Raw genomic sequence first — 15,509 nt, forward strand, 5'->3', positions numbered from 1 at the left:
CTACTCCTGAGACGGGAAACTGGTTTGCGTCTCTAGCGTGCCGGAGACTGTGACGGGGGCGCCGATTTTGGCCGAAAGACTCGCGGCGTTCATGGGCGTGATGGCGAAGCGTTGGGTGGGTGAGGTCTCGACCACCTGCGGGGCGGCGAAGTCGCTGGCGGTGTGACCGATGAGCGAATGGGGCGACAGCGCGAAGCGGCATATGATGTTGGTCTGTGTGGGGTCCGGCTGTAGCCAGAACACCAAAGCGGCCTCGGTATCCGCGCCTATTTGGCGGGTCAGGATGCGGGTTTTGCTTTGGGGGATGTCTTTCTTCTTCGCGAAGCCCGCAACAGTTTTGCGCTGCAAGTCGACGATGGCGCGGGTCTGCTCGCCGCCCGTGTCGCCGGTCGCGTAGAAGGCGACTTGGGGCCAGATCAACATCTCGATAATTTCAGGGGTAAGATCGCCCTCGGGGGCTTGTATCCAGCCTTGATGCGCCAGTGCGCCGATGGTGTCGTCGATATTGGAGTGGGGCAGGTGGCACGCCTCGATGGAGGCGGACATCTCGGTCAGCGTCAGAGCGCTGGCGGGCAACGCCGCCAGAAAGGAAAGTGTTAGCACGCGCATCATGTCACGGCCCCCATTGGGTTGGAGCCGTAAGTGTTGGAGCCTTTCTCGGAGGGAAGGAACAAGAGCAGGGCTGTTGGAACAAAAAATAAGGCAAACGCGATCGGGTTCTCAATCGAGATTTGCTGATCGACGGCCAACTGTGCGACGAAAGCGGCTGACACAATAGGTACGACCAGCCCTGCCCAATACGATATACCAAATCGGATCAACCGTTTGAAAAATGGCAGGTCCAATGCGAATGTATCGGGAAAACTAAGAGGCGTATCGTTCATTCTTTGGAGCGCAATGCACCAAGGAGGTGGCAACAGAACGAACATCGCTGAAATTTGCAAGACCATTATGCCTACCCCAATTAGCGCCGGAACGCTGCCGGGAGAATCTTGCTCCGAAAACAACAGCCAGAGCGCTGGAGAAAAAGCGACTGCGAAAAGAAGCGAGAAAGCAACCATCACGCGCAAGAACTGGCTGCGAGAACTTCGCCCCTGCACTACACCATAGTTCTTGAACCCCTCCTTCATTCCGCGCCAAATCATTTCAGTGGCCTCCAATCCGGAGGGAGCGACTGATCGCGCCGGACTTTTCGTCCCAAGAGGGTGTGCCGGCCATAAGTGAAGTGGCCGCCAAAGCGGTGCTTGCGCACGCTGCTATGGCGACCGCTTTGATCATTTTGCGATCGCTGCCAGAACGGCTTCGCCCAGACCTGCGGGGGACTCAGCCACCACGATTCCTGCGGCTTTCATCGCTTCGATCTTGCTTTCCGCGTCGCCTTTACCACCGGCGACGATTGCGCCCGCGTGGCCCATGCGGCGGCCGGGAGGGGCGGTGCGACCAGCGATGAAGCCTGCTGTTGGTTTCCAGCGACCGGCCTTCTTCTCGTCAGCCAAGAACTGTGCGGCTTCTTCCTCGGCGGAGCCACCGATCTCGCCGATCATGATGATCGACTGGGTCTCGGGGTCGGCGAGGAACATTTCCAGCACGTCGATATGCTCGGTCCCTTTGATCGGGTCGCCGCCGATGCCGACGGCGGTGGACTGGCCGAGGCCGCTATCGGTGGTCTGCTTCACCGCCTCATAGGTCAGCGTGCCGGAGCGGGAGACCACACCGACGGAGCCGCGCTTGTGGATGTGGCCGGGCATGATGCCGATCTTGCACGCATCCGGCGTGATCACGCCGGGGCAGTTGGGGCCGATCAGGCGGGACTTGGAGCCTTCCAGCGCGCGCTTGACCTTCATCATGTCGAGGACCGGGATGCCTTCGGTGATGCAGCAGATGAACGGGATTTCGGCGTCGATGGCCTCTAGGATACTGTCAGCCGCGAAGGGCGGCGGGACGTAGATCACGGTGGCATCCGCGCCGGTGCGCTCGACCGCCTCGTGGCAGCTGTCGAAGACAGGCAGGTCCAGATGGGTCATGCCGCCTTTGCCGGGCGTTACGCCGCCGACCATTTTGGTGCCGTAAGCGATGGCTTGTTCGGAGTGGAAGGTGCCTTGCGAGCCGGTGAAGCCCTGGCAGATTACCTTGGTGTTTTCGTCGATGAGAATGGCCATTTTTGAGGCTTTCCTAAATTTTTCCTATGCGTAGTTTTCGAGCAGTCAGGACGTAATAGACCGCGTCGCGCATAAGGAATTGAGTTTGTTGTTCAATTTGGTCGAAAAACGCTGGGCTACCCGAAGAGTGTTCGCCAAACGCTTTAACCTTTTCAGTCGCCCAAAGCGTCGCTTCGCGGATGCATTGGTACTCAAGGAGTATTTCCGCAGCCTCAATTGCGCTAGGAACGATTTCCTCAACCACTCGAACTTCTGCGGCGATACAAGCTCTGAAGTCGTCGCGTAGAGGACCGTCCGAAGCGTCCAGCGCAAACGCTGGGGTACCAAGCGCACAAGCGATTAACGATACTTTGGTGGGGAGTCCCATTAGAGTTACCCCTTAACCGCCTTCACGATCTTCTCGGCACCGTCTTTCAGGTCGTCGGCGGCGATGATGTCTACGTCGGAGCCGTTGATGATGGCTTTGCCCTCTTCAACATTGGTCCCTTCGAGGCGGACGACCAGCGGCACTTGAAGGCCGACTTCTTTCACGGCGGCGACGACGCCCTCGGCGATGACGTCGCAGCGCATGATGCCACCGAAGATGTTGACCAGGATGCCTTTGACGTTGTCGTCGGAGGTGATGATCTTGAACGCTTCGGTCACCTTCTCTTTGGTGGCACCGCCGCCTACGTCGAGGAAGTTGGCAGGCTCGGCCCCGTAAAGCTTGATGATGTCCATGGTCGCCATGGCAAGGCCCGCGCCGTTCACCATGCAGCCGATTTCACCGTCCAGAGCGATGTAGTTCAGGTCATATTTCGACGCTGCCAGCTCTTTGGGGTCTTCTTCGGTGGTGTCGCGCAATTCCGCGATGTCGGGGTGGCGGTAGATGGCGTTGCCGTCGAAGCCCATTTTGGCGTCGAGGCATTTCAGGTCACCCTTGTCGGACACGATCAGCGGGTTGATTTCCAGCATCTCCATGTCTTTTTCGGTGAACAGTTTGTAGAGGATGCCCATCAGCTGGACGCATTGCTTGATCTGCCCGCCCTTGAGGCCTAGCGAGAAGGCGATGCGGCGGCCGTGGAAAGCTTGGTAGCCGGTGGCCGGATCGACGGAGAAGCTAAGGATTTTCTCAGGGGTCGACGCTGCGACCTCTTCGATGTCCATGCCGCCCTCGGTCGAGCAGACGAAGCTGACGCGGGAGGTTTGACGATCTACCAGCAAAGCCAGATAGAGTTCCGTCTCGATGCCGGAACCGTCTTCGATATAGATGCGGTTGACCTGCTTGCCCTCAGGGCCGGACTGATGCGTGACCAATGTGCGGCCCAGCATCTTCTTGGCCTCGTTGGCGGCTTCTTCGACAGATTTGCACAGACGCACACCGCCAGCTTCGCCCGCATCGGCTTCCTTGAAGGAACCTTTGCCGCGGCCACCAGCGTGGATTTGAGCTTTGACAACCCAGAGCGGGCCGTCCAATTCACCGGCTGCGGATTTTGCGTTTTCGGCGGCGAGGACGACGCGACCGTCCGAGACGGGGGCACCGTAGGAGCGAAGGAGCGCCTTCGCTTGGTATTCATGGATGTTCAAAACTCTCTCCTTGAGTCAGGGGGTTCTTGACTTTGATACATGGGAAAACAGCCGCGCAAACGTTGAATTTGGCGTTAAGGCCATAAAAGCGACATTTGTGATCACACGATTTAAGGCTGTGATCACAAAACGGCAAGCTGTGACGAATCGCGATAGGTATTGACGGCACAGGCGCGCGCTGGGACTTATAAAACATGAAATTTAGAACAGATGAAGGGCGCCCTGATGCCTGCGCCTAAATGGGGTGTCGTCGGCACGATGGACGAACCGCCGGAGCTTGTGGCGGCCTACGCGGCGCATCACTTGTGGGCGGGCGCGTCGGCGGTGCATATCTATCTGGATCGCGACAACCCGCGCACACGAGCGCTTTTGGCACCGTTAAAGGCCGTGCATGTGACGGTTGCGGACGAGGGCTACTGGCGGTCGGAGCTGGACATCAAGGTTCCGAAAACCCACCAGCGGCGGCAGACGCTGAATGCGACCATGGCCTATCGGTCCACGGATGTGGACTATCTGGTGCATCTGGACGCGGACGAGTTCATCCATCAGGTCGAGCCCTTGGAGAAAGAGCTGGCGCGGCTGCAACGGATGCGGCCCGGCGACTACTTGAACATCCCCAATCTGGAACGGGTCTGGCTAGAGGGGGAGCCGCAAGATGCCATGTTCAGCGGGAATTTCCGCGCGTCGACCAAGCGGTTGGAAGGGGATTTCTCGCGGCTGGTGCTGGACGGCGAGGGGCTGACGCGCTTCGGCTTAACAGGGCATAGCGAGGGCAAGGCGTGCTCGCCCACCGGATACGACTACGTGCTGGGCATTCACCGCCCCCACCACGACACGGATCGGCCCTGGACCTTCCCGGGGGTGAAGCGATCACGGTCATCGGTGATCCTGCATTTCGACGGGATGACGCGGCTGCACTGGGTTTACAAGCGCCTGCGCAAGGCGCTGTTTCGCAACATTCAGGTGGGTCAGCCGATTACGGAGCAGATGCAGGCGCAGATTGATGCGATCGCGGCGGGCGGTGGTGATATGGCTGCGGCGAATGCTTTGCATGACCGGATCAAGGTGCTGGGGGTTATGGCCGATGCTTTGCGGGCAGAGGATCTGCTGCTGGAGGTACCGTTCGACGTGACCCGCGGGCTGGAGGCGCTGCTGCCGCATGAGACGCTGGATTTGTCAGCGGCGGGGTTCGATGCGTGGCTGCGGGCGGAAAAGTCTGAGTTTTTCGAGGGGGTGGACGATGCCGGCCCGAAGGCCTGACTAGTCGGTCATGTGAGAAGCGGTATTCAGATAGCGGCGCGTATTGCCGAAAAGCTCTGCATATACGGACATCGGCGTGGGCCACGGGGTGGCCAGCGTCGCATCGACATCACCAGTGTCAAAATGCAAAACGGCGTCGTGCTTTTTGGCAAGGTTTTGCATGCGCCGGTTTTCGCGAAGACACTGCATGTGGAGCTTTTTGACGCCGCGATTTTGCGCGGCCGAGATGAGGCGGTTCAGCAGGGCATCGCCGACGCCTTCGTGTTGCCATGACGGCTCGACGGACAAGGCGACCTCAGCGCTCCATGGCCATGTTTTCAAAAGGCCGCGCAACTCGGCAACGCCGTGTAGATCGTCGTCAATGAAGGCACCGAAGATAACAGAGCCAATTGAAAGCGCGTTTTCGGCATATTTTATAACGAATTCGTCACTAGCCAAGCCGCCAAACCTGAGACGACGAGTGGCCGGGTCGAGCCCGAGGAAGTGACCTATCAACAACTGCCGGTCGGATTTCCATAATCGCCTGATCTCGGGCGGGGCGTGTTGGGGTTTGGACTGGGGGTGGGACATGCTCGATAATCCGCTGCTACTGACTACGTTGTCCTCCCTGCGACTAATATAACGCTGCAGCGCAGCAATTTCCAGCTTCATCACAGAAGTTGCTGCTGTCGGAGCGCCTAACGTGGCGGCAGGAGAAGCGCTGCACACAAAAAAGGCCCGCCGGATGGGCGGGCCTTTTACGATATTCGGGGTAGGTGGCTTACGCCAGCGAGCCGTCGATTTCTTTGCAGGCTTTAACGAGGCCTTTCACGGCGTCGACAGATTTGTCGAACATCGCTTGCTCGTCCTTGGACAGCTTGATGTTGACCACACGCTCGATGCCGCCTTTGCCAATCACGGTGGGCACGCCCACGTAGAAGCCGTCGAGACCGTAGGCACCTTCAACATAAGCCGCACATGGCAACACCCGTTTTTGATCTTTCAGGTAGCTTTCGGCCATCTCAATGGCGGAGGTCGCAGGCGCGTAGAAGGCGGAGCCGTTGCCCAGCAGGCCTACGATTTCTGCGCCGCCGTCACGGGTGCGCTGAACGATTGCGTCCATCTTTTCTTGCGTGGTCCAGCCCATGTCCACCAGATCGGGCAGCGGGATGCCTGCAACTGTGGAGTAGCGTGTCAGCGGCACCATCGTGTCGCCGTGGCCGCCCAGAACGAACGCGGTGACGTCCTTCATGGAGACCTCGAACTCGGTCGCAAGGAAGTGGCGGAAACGGGCGCTATCCAGGACGCCAGCCATGCCGCAGACTTTCTCGTGGGGCAGGCCGGAGAATTCGCGCAGCGCCCAAACCATCGCGTCCAGCGGGTTGGTGATGCAGATCACGAAGGCGTTCGGTGCGTTGGCTGCGATGCCTTCGCCGACGGATTTCATCACCTTGAGGTTGATGCCCAAGAGATCATCACGGCTCATGCCCGGCTTGCGGGGAACACCGGCGGTGACGATGCACACGTCTGCGCCAGCGATGTCGGCGTAGTCGGTGGTGCCTTTCAGGGTCGCGTCGAACGGACCTGCGGGGCCGGCTTCTGCGATGTCGAGTGCCTTGCCCTGCGGCGTGCCGTCCGCGATGTCGAACAGGACGACGTCGCCCAGCTCTTTCAGCGCTACGAGGTGAGCAAGCGTGCCGCCGATTTGTCCGGCGCCGATCAGGGCTATTTTGGGTCTGGCCATGTGAATGGTCCTTGGTGCGGTTGATGTTGGGGGCGATGGGTAGCGCCTGCGGGGGAGTCGCGCAAGTGTGCCGCAGTGCAGAAATGTCGATTGTGAAGGGGATCGGTGCCACGTTCGCGCTGTTAAGTATTGAACTGACGGGATTTTTTGCCCTAGCTGCGTGATATGGACTTTGACGCCACCTTTTTCGCGCTCGCACTTCCGGCGGCCTTCATTTCGGGGGTGGCCAAGGGCGGCTTTGGCGGCGGGGCGGCGTTTGTGGCCACTGCGATTCTTGCGTTGTTCCTGCCACCCGCGACGGCCTTGGGCATTATGTTGCCGCTGCTGATGATCGCCGATGTTGCGACCTTGCGACCGTTCTGGGGCAAGTGGCATTGGCCAAGCGCCAAGGCGTTGATCATTGGCGGGGTGCCCGGTGTGCTTTTGGGGGCAGCTCTATACAAAGCGACGAATCCCGACGTGCTGCGCGTCCTGATCGGGTCGATATCACTGGGGTTCGTGGCGTTTCAGATTGCGCGCGCGCGGGGCTGGCTGTCGGTTGAGCAAACGGGGTTCAACCAGCGAAACGGGCTGATCGCTGGTGTCGTTTCCGGATTTACCAGCTTTGTCAGCCATGCGGGTGGACCGCCGACTGCGATTTTCCTGCTCGCCCAAGGCATGGGGAAGACCACCTACCAAGCGACCACCGTGATCACTTTCTGGGTGATCAATGCTATGAAAGCCGTGCCTTATACCTTCTTGGGCGTCTTTAGCTGGGACACGCTGCGGGCGGATTTGTTTATGCTGCCGTTTGTACTGATTGGCGTGGCCCTTGGGGTCTATGCCCATCGGGCGATGCCGGAACGGTACTTCTTCCTTCTCACTTATGCACTGCTTCTGGGGGCCGGTGCCAAGCTGGTGTTTGACGGGCTGACCTAGCGCATTACGCATTATTGCCGCACTGCGGCAAATCAGGTGTTGCAGCCTGTCCGGCTGTATGGTGAGTAATAAAATATCAAAACAGGAGATGGATTCGATGCAAAACGTCGCGCAGCCCTACCGATCGGTGCTCTACATCCCCGGGTCCAAGACCCGCGCTCTGGAGAAGGCGCAAAGTCTGCCTGTGGATGCAGTCATCTTCGATCTGGAAGATGCGGTGTCGCCGGATGAGAAGGTCGCCGCGCGCGAATTGCTGGCCGAAACGTTGCGGACAACGGATTACGGCCCTCGAAAACGCATTGTGCGGGTGAATGGTGGCGACACCGAGTGGGGGGCGGATGATCTGGCGACCTTCATTGACGTGGCCCCTGATACAATTTTGCTTCCGAAGGTGGAAGACCCGGCGACGATCGCCGCCCTGTCGGGATTGCTGAAAGGCGACACGACGATCTGGGCGATGATGGAAACGCCGCGGGGCATTCTGAATGCTGCGGCAATCGCCGCAGCACCGAAGATGGAGGGCTTCGTGATGGGGACCAACGACCTTGCGAAGGATCTTGGCTCTCGCGGTCGCGGGGCGATGCTGACCAGCTTGCAGCTGTGTCTGTTGGCCGCACGCGCGGAAGGGTTGGTTTGCGTGGACGGGGTCTACAATGCGTTCAAGGATGAAGACGGGCTACGTGACGAATGCGTCGAGGGGCGCGACATGGGCTTTGATGGCAAAACCTTGATCCATCCGGCACAGGTGGCTGTGGCAAACGCGGTGTTCGGGCCGTCCGAGGAGGAGCTGGACCTTGCGCGCCGACAGATCGCCGCGTTCGAGCAGGCGATGGCCGACGGTCAGGGCGTTGCGGTTGTCGATGGTAAAATCGTGGAAAACCTGCATGTTGAGACAGCGACGCGGCTTTTGGCCAAGGCTGACGCAATCAACTTGCTGGAGGGCGCATGACGTTACTTATAATCGGGGTTCTGCTTTGGAGTTTTGCACATTGGATCAAGCGGCTCGCTCCTGATCTGCGGCAGGCCATGACGGACAAGATGGGTGAGGCGTCAAAAGGCGTGATCGCCGTGGCTTTGGTTCTGTCGATTGTGCTGATGGTGGTCGGATACGGGCGTGCGGAGTTTATCGCTGTTTGGTATCCGCCTAGCTTCTTTGGTCACATCAACAACCTTCTGATGCTGTTAGCGTTTTATGTCTTTGGCGCCTCTGCCGCGAAACCGGCCAAGGTTTGGCTGGGAACGAAAATACGCCACCCGCAACTTGCGGCTGTGAAGATTTGGGCGGTCGCGCATTTGTTGGCAAATGGTGACCTTGCGTCGATTGTTCTGTTTGGCGGACTTCTGGCTTGGGCGGTGATCTCTGTCATCATGATCAACCGTGCCCAAGGGCCGTGGACGCCACCTGCGCAAGCACCTGTTAAGAAAGAGATCGTGCTGGTAGTGATCACTCTGGTGCTGTTCAGCGTCGTATCTGGCATCCATATCTGGCTGGGTGTGAACCCGTTCGGAGGCGTGTGATGAAAATTTATCGTTTGCTGACCGAGGATGACACCTCGGCGTTTTGCCATAAAGTATCCGAAGCCCTGTCTAAAGGTTGGGAATTGTATGGCGACCCGACCTATGCGTTCGATGCCTCAAACGGCGTGATGCGCTGCGGGCAGGCGGTGACCAAAGAGATCGAGGGCCGCTACAGCCCCGACATGAAGCTGGGGGCGCAATAATGAGCAAGACCAATGCGGGACGGTTTTTCGAGGATTATACCGTTGGCGAAGTGATTGAGCACGCGGTGCCGCGCACCTTGTCGGGCGGGGAGCGGGCGATGTATCACGCGCTCTATCCGGCGCGGCATGCGTTTTATTCTTCGGACGAGTTTGCCCGCGATTGCGGACTGCACGAAGCGCCTTTGGACGACCTGATCGCGTTTCATACGGTCTTCGGCAAAACGGTGCCGGATATCTCGCTGAACGCGGTGGCCAATCTGGGCTATGCCGAGGGGCGGTTCCTGAAGCCTGTGCATATGGGCGACACGATCAGCTCGCGCTCTGAAGTTATCGGGGTGAAGCAGAATTCCAACGGCAAGACGGGCGTTGTTTGGGTGCGGACCACGGGCAGCAACCATTTGGGCGAGGATGTCCTGAGCTATGTACGCTGGGTGATGGTGCGTAAAGGCGACGTTGATGCGCCTGCGCCGGAGACTGTGGTGCCGGATTTGGCGGGCTCCGTCGCGGCGAGCGATTTGGTGGTGCCGGAGGGGCTGAGCTTTGAGGGTTATAATTTCGCCCAAGCGGGGGAGCCGCATCGCCTGAGTGACTACAAAGTGGGCGAGAAAATCGACCACGTGGACGGCGTCACGATCGAGGAGGCCGAGCATATGCTGGCCACGCGTATGTGGCAGAACACCGCCAAGGTGCATTTCGACGCGACGGCGCGGGATGGCGGGCGGCTGATCTATGGCGGGCATGTGATCTCGCTGGCGCGGGCGCTCTCGTTTAACGGGCTGGCCAATGCGCAGATCATCGTCGGGCTGAATTCCGGCGCGCATGCGAACCCTTGCGGGGCGGGGGATACGATAAAGGCATGGTCGGAAGTGCTGGACGTGGCCGAGACCGATGCGCCGGGTATTGGTGCGATCCGGTTGCGGTTGGTGGCGCAAAAGGCGGAGGCCGAGCCGTTTTCTCTGAAAGGTGACGATGGCAAATACCTGCCTGGCGTGCTGCTTGATCTGGACTACTGGGCGCTGATGCCGGTCTAGAACCGCGCCTATGAACGCGGAAATGTGATGTGACGCGGGCCTGATATGGGGCATCGTATAAGTCATGCGGATATGCTCCTTCATGGCGGCAACATGGATCGGCTGCGCTTCTGCGCAAGCCTGCGAGTTGGCCTTGGTGCTGGCGGTGGATGTGTCGGGATCGGTCGATCCCGGTGAGTACCGCTTGCAGATGGAGGGCCTAGGTGCGGCGTTGAGTGACGGCGCGGTGACGGAGGCCTTGGTCGTTGCACAGGCCAAGGTGTTGTTGCTGCAATGGACCGGCGTCACTCGCCAGAAAGTATCCGTTCCTTGGACCCATGTAACTGATTTCAATGCCGCAAACGCACTGGCCGCCTCAATCCGTGATGCGCCGCGCGCGTGGAGAAGTTTCTCAACCGCGATCGGTGAGGCAGTAGGAGCCGCGCTGATCCAGTTTGACGCCGTGCCGGAGTGTAAGCGGCGGGTGATCGACGTCTCGGGGGACGGGGTTTCCAACGAGGGCACCCCGCCCGAAGAGATGAAGGCCGCTGCCCTGCACCGCGGAGTTACAATCAACGGGCTGGCCATCGCCGCGTCGGAGGCCGGTTTGCTGGACTACTACCGTGCCAACCTGATCGTGGGGCCGGGGAGCTTCGCCATGGAGGCAACAAATTTCGAGGAGTATCCGCGACGCATTCGACAGAAGCTCTTGCGTGAGATCACAAAACAGGTGGCCTCTGCAGAGTAGTCGTCAGGAATGATTATTTGTGATCACACACATTATTTGCGTGATCACAAACCGGAATATTCTACAAAATTGCTACAAATCACCGCGCATTTCCGCGCGGATGGGACGTGACTCAGTCAACGAATAGTCTAATGATACCACGCAAACATCGTAGCAAACGAAGGACGCGCCATGGCAGACGTCAATCGGGGAAACCGACCACTTTCCCCTCACATCTCAATCTACCGCCCGCAATGGACGTCGATGACGTCAATTTTGACGCGGATCACCGGCAACGCGCTGATGCTTGCCTCGGTTCTGATCGTCTGGTGGTTCCTCGCCGCCAGCTACGGCGAAGATTACTTCAACACCGCGAACGGCTTTGTGACGAGCTGGTTTGGTGACTTGATCATGTTCGGCTCTCTCTGGGCGGTTTGGTATCACTTCCTTGCCGGCTTGCGTCATCTGTACTGGGACAGCGGGCGCGGCTTTGAATTGGACGTGGCCAAGAAGCTAGCCTACGGCGTTGTGATTGGCAGCTTCGTGCTGACGATCATCACCGCCGTTATCTTGTGAGGGATTAGATATGCCTATTTTGACAGACCGCAAGCGCGCCACTGGTTTGGGATCGGCCAAGTCCGGCACGATGCATCACTGGGGTATGATCGTTAGCTCCGCGATGCTCGTAAGCCTTGTGCCGTTGTTCATTTTCACGTTCGGGCGCATCCTCGGTGCCCCATACGAAGAAGTCGTGGCCTATTACAGCCGCCCGTTCCCTGCGATCGTGGCTGCGCTGACCATTCTGGTGTCCATGGTTCACTTCAAAAATGGTGTGCAAGCGCTGATCGAGGATTACATCCAAGGGACGGCACGCAAGGTCGCGATCATTCTGTCGATCTGCCTTTGCTACACTGTCGCCGGGGTTGGCCTGTTCGCCATCGCCCGCATCGCTCTTTAATCGGAAGGCCCGTCTGACATGGCTGCTTACGAATACGAAACTCACGAATATGACGTTGTTGTGGTTGGTGCCGGTGGTGCTGGCTTGCGCGCGACGCTTGGCATGGCTGAACAAGGTCTGCGCACCGCTTGTGTGACCAAGGTTTTCCCGACACGCTCCCACACGGTTGCGGCACAGGGCGGCATCGCCGCGTCGCTGTCGAACATGGGGCCGGATAACTGGCAGTGGCACATGTATGACACCGTCAAAGGTTCCGACTGGTTGGGCGACACTGATGCGATGGAGTATCTGGCGCGGGAGGCCCCGAAGGCGGTGTACGAGCTGGAGCACTATGGTGTGCCGTTCTCGCGCACTGAAGAGGGCAAGATTTACCAGCGTCCGTTCGGCGGACATACGACTGAATTCGGTGAAGGCCCTCCTGTGCAACGCACATGTGCTGCGGCTGACCGGACCGGCCACGCGATCTTGCATACGCTCTATGGCCAGTCGTTGAAAAACAACGCGGAATTCTACATTGAATACTTCGCCACCGACCTGATCATGAACGACGAAGGTGTCTGCACCGGCGTTATGTGCTGGAAGCTGGACGACGGCACGCTGCACCTGTTCAGCGCCAAGATGGTTGTGTTGGCAACGGGCGGCTATGGCCGCGCTTACTTCTCGGCCACCTCTGCGCATACATGCACCGGCGACGGCGGCGGCATGGTGGCCCGCGCGGGCTTGCCTTTGCAGGACATGGAGTTCGTGCAATTCCACCCGACCGGCATTTACGGCGCGGGCTGTTTGATCACCGAGGGCGCACGCGGAGAGGGGGGCTACCTGACCAACTCCGAAGGCGAGCGATTCATGGAGCGCTATGCGCCGACCTACAAAGACCTCGCGTCGCGCGATGTGGTGTCACGCTGCATGACGATGGAAATCCGCGAAGGTCGTGGCGTGGGCGAGCATAAGGATCACATCCACCTGCACTTGAACCACCTGCCGCCAGAGACTTTGGCGCTGCGCTTGCCGGGTATCTCGGAATCCGCGCGTGTCTTTGCGGGCGTGGATTTGCACAAAGAGCCGATCCCTGTGTTGCCAACCGTGCACTACAACATGGGTGGCATCCCGACGAACTATTGGGGTGAGGTGCTGAACCCGACAAAAGACAACTCCGAAGCGATTGCACCGGGCCTGATGGCCGTGGGCGAGGCGGGTTGCGCGTCTGTTCACGGGGCAAACCGCCTTGGGTCCAACTCCCTGATTGATCTGGTGGTGTTTGGCCGCGCGGCAGCGATCCGCGCCGCCGAGATCGTCACACCGGGTGCGCCAAATCCCGAGATGCCACAGAAGTCCATCGACGCGGCATTGGACCGGTTTGACAGCTTCCGCAATGCCAAGGGCAGCGTTTCGACCGCCGAGTTGCGCCTGGAGATGCAAAAAACCATGCAGGAAGACGCCGCAGTATTCCGTACCGACAAAACGCTGGCAGAAGGCGTTAAGAAGATGACGGCTGTTGCAGCGAAGATGGATGATCTGAACGTCACCGACCGCTCGCTGGTTTGGAACTCCGATCTGATGGAGACGCTGGAACTGGCAAACCTGATGCCAAACGCTTTGGCCACTATCGTGGGCGCAGAAGCGCGCAAGGAAAGCCGCGGGGCGCATGCCCATGAGGACTACCCGGACCGTGACGACAAGAAATGGCGCAAGCACTCGCTGGCTCATGTCGACGGCAATAAGGTGAAGTTGAGCTATCGTGGCGTGCATCTGGACCCGCTGACCACCAAAGAAGAGGGTGGCATCGACCTGAAGAAAATCGCTCCGAAAGCGCGCGTTTACTAATGCGCTGGATGGTTCTTCCACTTCTGATTGCGGCATGTGCGCCTGTTCCGGTTTCGCCGGAACGGGCGGCGCGGGAGTGTCGCGAAGAGGTGGGGCTGGCCGATGGCGTGCAGGGAAATATCGGCGTCGGGATCGGCACGGGGGGCGGCAAGGCCCGAGGCTCGATCACTGTGACCGACAAAGTGTTCCGGCCTCAGTCGGCGGAGGACGCGTTTGCCGCATGTGTCGACCGCAAGGTGAATGGCAAACCTCAACCGACCACTTACGGCATCACGATCGGGGCGTCGTCATGAAGAAACTTGTTTTGGTCATGGTTGTGGCCGCATGTGGTGCCCCTGTTTTGGATGAACCCACCCAAGCGCAAGAGCAAAGCATCGCACGGTTTGTTGCCGATGTTTCGCCGGGCCTTTCACCGCAGGCTCAAGCGGTTGCCGCGAATTGCGGCGCACAAAATACCACCACCGAAGAGCTGCAACTGTTGTCCGAACTGGATGCGTTGGACGCGGCAAGCACGGGCCTGATTTCCGAGATTATGACGCGGGACGGCACGTTGGCGTGCATGACGGCAAACGGGGTGTCGCTCTGAGCAATTTTGCCGACATACGCCGCGCGGCGAGGGAGGAGGGGTTCGCCCTACACCCGATCAAAACGCGCCCGCCTTATCTGAAGGCCTATGAGTTCACGCCGGACTTTGTGATTGATGTGGGCGTGCATGACGGCACTCCGTGGCTTTACCGAAGCTTCCCCGATGCGCATTTCGTGTTGGTCGACCCGCAAGCGGAATGTGAAGCGGCAGTGAAAGAGGGTGTTTCCCCCAAGAGTTTTGATTTTCGCGCGGTCGCATTGGGGGCTGAGCAAGGCAAAGCCCTGCTGTCCGTGCCTGAGACCGAGCCAGGCAAAGGTGGCGCTATGGCGAGCCTGAAAGAACGCACGGATAAACTTGCGCGTAGCTTTTCAGATGTGGCCAAGCGCGAGGTGCCTGTTATCACGCTCGATATGCTTGCCGCAGACTTGCCGGGGCGTTTGGGCTTGAAAGTCGACACCGAAGGGTTCGAGTTCGAAGTGCTTAAAGGCGGCGCAGAGACGTTGAAGCGCTGCGATTTCGTTATTCTGGAGATGTCGGTGACGCACCGTTTTAAAGGCGTGGCCCCACCATCCGCGGTGATCGCAGAGCTGGCGAAAGCAGGCCTTGAATTTCGCGACGTATTGGCAACGGCCGCACATGCTGGAAAGAAGGCGCAACCGCGCCATATGGACGTTTTGTTCACAAGGTGGGACGCATGAAGCTAGTTCTTATACCAGCGCTGGCTGCGCTTTTTACCCTTAGCGCCTGTGGCGACGATGGCTTGGCCGATCAGTTGGCCCGCAAGGAGGCCAAGGACACCGTGCGCCCTGTTTTGGCAAAGCGGTTCCCCGGCGTTCCGTTGGAGCCCGCCACGGACTGCGTGATCGACAACGCCTCGGCGGGTGAGATCCTGAAATTGGCGCGCGCCGGCGTTACAGGGCTTGGTCCCGAAGAAACACAGCTGGTGGTAGAGATTGCCACCCGACCGGATACAATCGAGTGTTTACTCAAGGACGGGCTGTCACCCTTCCTGCTGAAGAAGGCCTAAGACTATATGAAGAAGTTTCTGCTCCCCTTT

At 59.1% G+C, this 15,509-nt stretch carries 21 protein-coding genes; 14 read left to right on the top strand and 7 right to left on the bottom strand.

Annotation, left to right across the window (positions count from 1 at the left end; all coding sequences use genetic code 11):
* From BUB72_RS09140 to sucC, 5 genes are all read right to left on the bottom strand, one after another.
* Positions 1-612: a hypothetical protein gene (locus BUB72_RS09140; protein ID WP_073143089.1), complete on the bottom strand. Its 612-nt coding sequence runs from the start codon at positions 610-612 to the stop codon at positions 1-3.
* On the bottom strand, positions 609-1,130 hold the full coding sequence (locus tag BUB72_RS09145; protein WP_217653850.1) for a DUF805 domain-containing protein: 522 nt from the start codon (positions 1,128-1,130) through the stop codon (positions 609-611). Before BUB72_RS09145 ends, BUB72_RS09140 begins: the two co-directional genes overlap by 4 nt.
* Before the next feature lie 144 nt (positions 1,131-1,274).
* Positions 1,275-2,159 (bottom strand): succinate--CoA ligase subunit alpha, encoded by an 885-nt coding sequence (sucD, locus tag BUB72_RS09150; protein WP_073143094.1) that lies wholly within the window; start codon positions 2,157-2,159, stop codon positions 1,275-1,277.
* A gap of 13 nt (positions 2,160-2,172) precedes the next feature.
* Positions 2,173-2,526: a hypothetical protein gene (locus tag BUB72_RS09155; RefSeq protein WP_073143096.1), complete on the bottom strand. Its 354-nt coding sequence runs from the start codon at positions 2,524-2,526 to the stop codon at positions 2,173-2,175.
* Positions 2,527-2,531: 5 nt separating this feature from the next.
* Positions 2,532-3,725, bottom strand: coding sequence for an ADP-forming succinate--CoA ligase subunit beta (gene sucC, locus BUB72_RS09160; protein ID WP_073143098.1), 1,194 nt, complete (start codon positions 3,723-3,725; stop codon positions 2,532-2,534).
* A gap of 225 nt (positions 3,726-3,950) precedes the next feature.
* Between sucC and BUB72_RS09165 the strand changes: the two genes are divergently transcribed.
* Complete coding sequence (locus BUB72_RS09165; RefSeq protein ID WP_175549143.1) at positions 3,951-4,985, top strand: glycosyltransferase family 2 protein; 1,035 nt, start codon at positions 3,951-3,953, stop codon at positions 4,983-4,985.
* On the opposite strand, the gene BUB72_RS09170 is transcribed toward BUB72_RS09165, so the two are convergent.
* Positions 4,986-5,636 carry a GNAT family N-acetyltransferase gene (locus BUB72_RS09170; protein WP_083588622.1) on the bottom strand — a complete coding sequence of 217 codons (651 nt, stop codon included), beginning with the start codon at positions 5,634-5,636 and terminating at the stop codon, positions 4,986-4,988.
* 109 nt (positions 5,637-5,745) lie between these two features.
* Positions 5,746-6,708 (bottom strand): malate dehydrogenase, encoded by a 963-nt coding sequence (gene mdh, locus BUB72_RS09175; RefSeq protein WP_073143104.1) that lies wholly within the window; start codon positions 6,706-6,708, stop codon positions 5,746-5,748.
* A gap of 165 nt (positions 6,709-6,873) precedes the next feature.
* Here mdh and BUB72_RS09180 point away from each other — a divergent pair, with 165 nt between their 5' ends.
* From BUB72_RS09180 to BUB72_RS09240, 13 genes are all read left to right on the top strand, one after another.
* A complete protein-coding gene (locus BUB72_RS09180; protein WP_073143107.1) occupies positions 6,874-7,626 on the top strand; it encodes a sulfite exporter TauE/SafE family protein in 753 nt (250 codons plus the stop codon).
* Between the two features lie 97 nt (positions 7,627-7,723).
* Positions 7,724-8,575 carry an HpcH/HpaI aldolase/citrate lyase family protein gene (locus BUB72_RS09185; RefSeq protein WP_217653851.1) on the top strand — a complete coding sequence of 284 codons (852 nt, stop codon included), beginning with the start codon at positions 7,724-7,726 and terminating at the stop codon, positions 8,573-8,575.
* Positions 8,572-9,144: an NnrU family protein gene (locus tag BUB72_RS09190; RefSeq protein WP_073143111.1), complete on the top strand. Its 573-nt coding sequence runs from the start codon at positions 8,572-8,574 to the stop codon at positions 9,142-9,144. Before BUB72_RS09185 ends, BUB72_RS09190 begins: the two co-directional genes overlap by 4 nt.
* The gene (locus BUB72_RS09195) at positions 9,144-9,347 is read left to right on the top strand and encodes a DUF1737 domain-containing protein (protein WP_073143113.1); all 204 of its coding nucleotides are present in this window, start codon (positions 9,144-9,146) and stop codon (positions 9,345-9,347) included. Before BUB72_RS09190 ends, BUB72_RS09195 begins: the two co-directional genes overlap by 1 nt.
* Positions 9,347-10,378: a MaoC family dehydratase gene (locus BUB72_RS09200; protein WP_073143116.1), complete on the top strand. Its 1,032-nt coding sequence runs from the start codon at positions 9,347-9,349 to the stop codon at positions 10,376-10,378. Before BUB72_RS09195 ends, BUB72_RS09200 begins: the two co-directional genes overlap by 1 nt.
* 82 nt (positions 10,379-10,460) lie before the next feature.
* Entirely contained in the window at positions 10,461-11,105 is a 645-nt protein-coding gene (locus tag BUB72_RS09205) for a DUF1194 domain-containing protein (protein WP_245814781.1), read from the top strand.
* A 171-nt stretch (positions 11,106-11,276) separates the two neighbouring features.
* On the top strand, positions 11,277-11,660 hold the full coding sequence (gene sdhC / locus BUB72_RS09210; RefSeq protein ID WP_073143122.1) for a succinate dehydrogenase, cytochrome b556 subunit: 384 nt from the start codon (positions 11,277-11,279) through the stop codon (positions 11,658-11,660).
* A 10-nt stretch (positions 11,661-11,670) separates the two neighbouring features.
* Positions 11,671-12,042 carry a succinate dehydrogenase, hydrophobic membrane anchor protein gene (gene sdhD / locus BUB72_RS09215; RefSeq protein WP_073143124.1) on the top strand — a complete coding sequence of 124 codons (372 nt, stop codon included), beginning with the start codon at positions 11,671-11,673 and terminating at the stop codon, positions 12,040-12,042.
* Between the two features lie 18 nt (positions 12,043-12,060).
* Positions 12,061-13,866 (top strand): succinate dehydrogenase flavoprotein subunit, encoded by a 1,806-nt coding sequence (gene sdhA / locus BUB72_RS09220; protein ID WP_073143127.1) that lies wholly within the window; start codon positions 12,061-12,063, stop codon positions 13,864-13,866.
* The gene (locus BUB72_RS09225; RefSeq protein WP_073143130.1) at positions 13,866-14,159 is read left to right on the top strand and encodes a hypothetical protein; all 294 of its coding nucleotides are present in this window, start codon (positions 13,866-13,868) and stop codon (positions 14,157-14,159) included. The genes sdhA and BUB72_RS09225 overlap by 1 nt, the downstream gene beginning before the upstream one ends.
* Positions 14,156-14,452, top strand: coding sequence for a hypothetical protein (locus BUB72_RS18810; RefSeq protein ID WP_073143132.1), 297 nt, complete (start codon positions 14,156-14,158; stop codon positions 14,450-14,452). Before BUB72_RS09225 ends, BUB72_RS18810 begins: the two co-directional genes overlap by 4 nt.
* Complete coding sequence (locus tag BUB72_RS09235) at positions 14,422-15,150, top strand: FkbM family methyltransferase (protein ID WP_073143135.1); 729 nt, start codon at positions 14,422-14,424, stop codon at positions 15,148-15,150. The genes BUB72_RS18810 and BUB72_RS09235 overlap by 31 nt, the downstream gene beginning before the upstream one ends.
* Complete coding sequence (locus BUB72_RS09240) at positions 15,147-15,479, top strand: hypothetical protein (protein WP_073143137.1); 333 nt, start codon at positions 15,147-15,149, stop codon at positions 15,477-15,479. Before BUB72_RS09235 ends, BUB72_RS09240 begins: the two co-directional genes overlap by 4 nt.
* The last annotated feature ends 30 nt before the right edge of the window (positions 15,480-15,509 follow it).

Source organism: Litoreibacter ascidiaceicola, from assembly GCF_900129235.1.
Lineage (GTDB): Bacteria > Pseudomonadota > Alphaproteobacteria > Rhodobacterales > Rhodobacteraceae > Litoreibacter > Litoreibacter ascidiaceicola.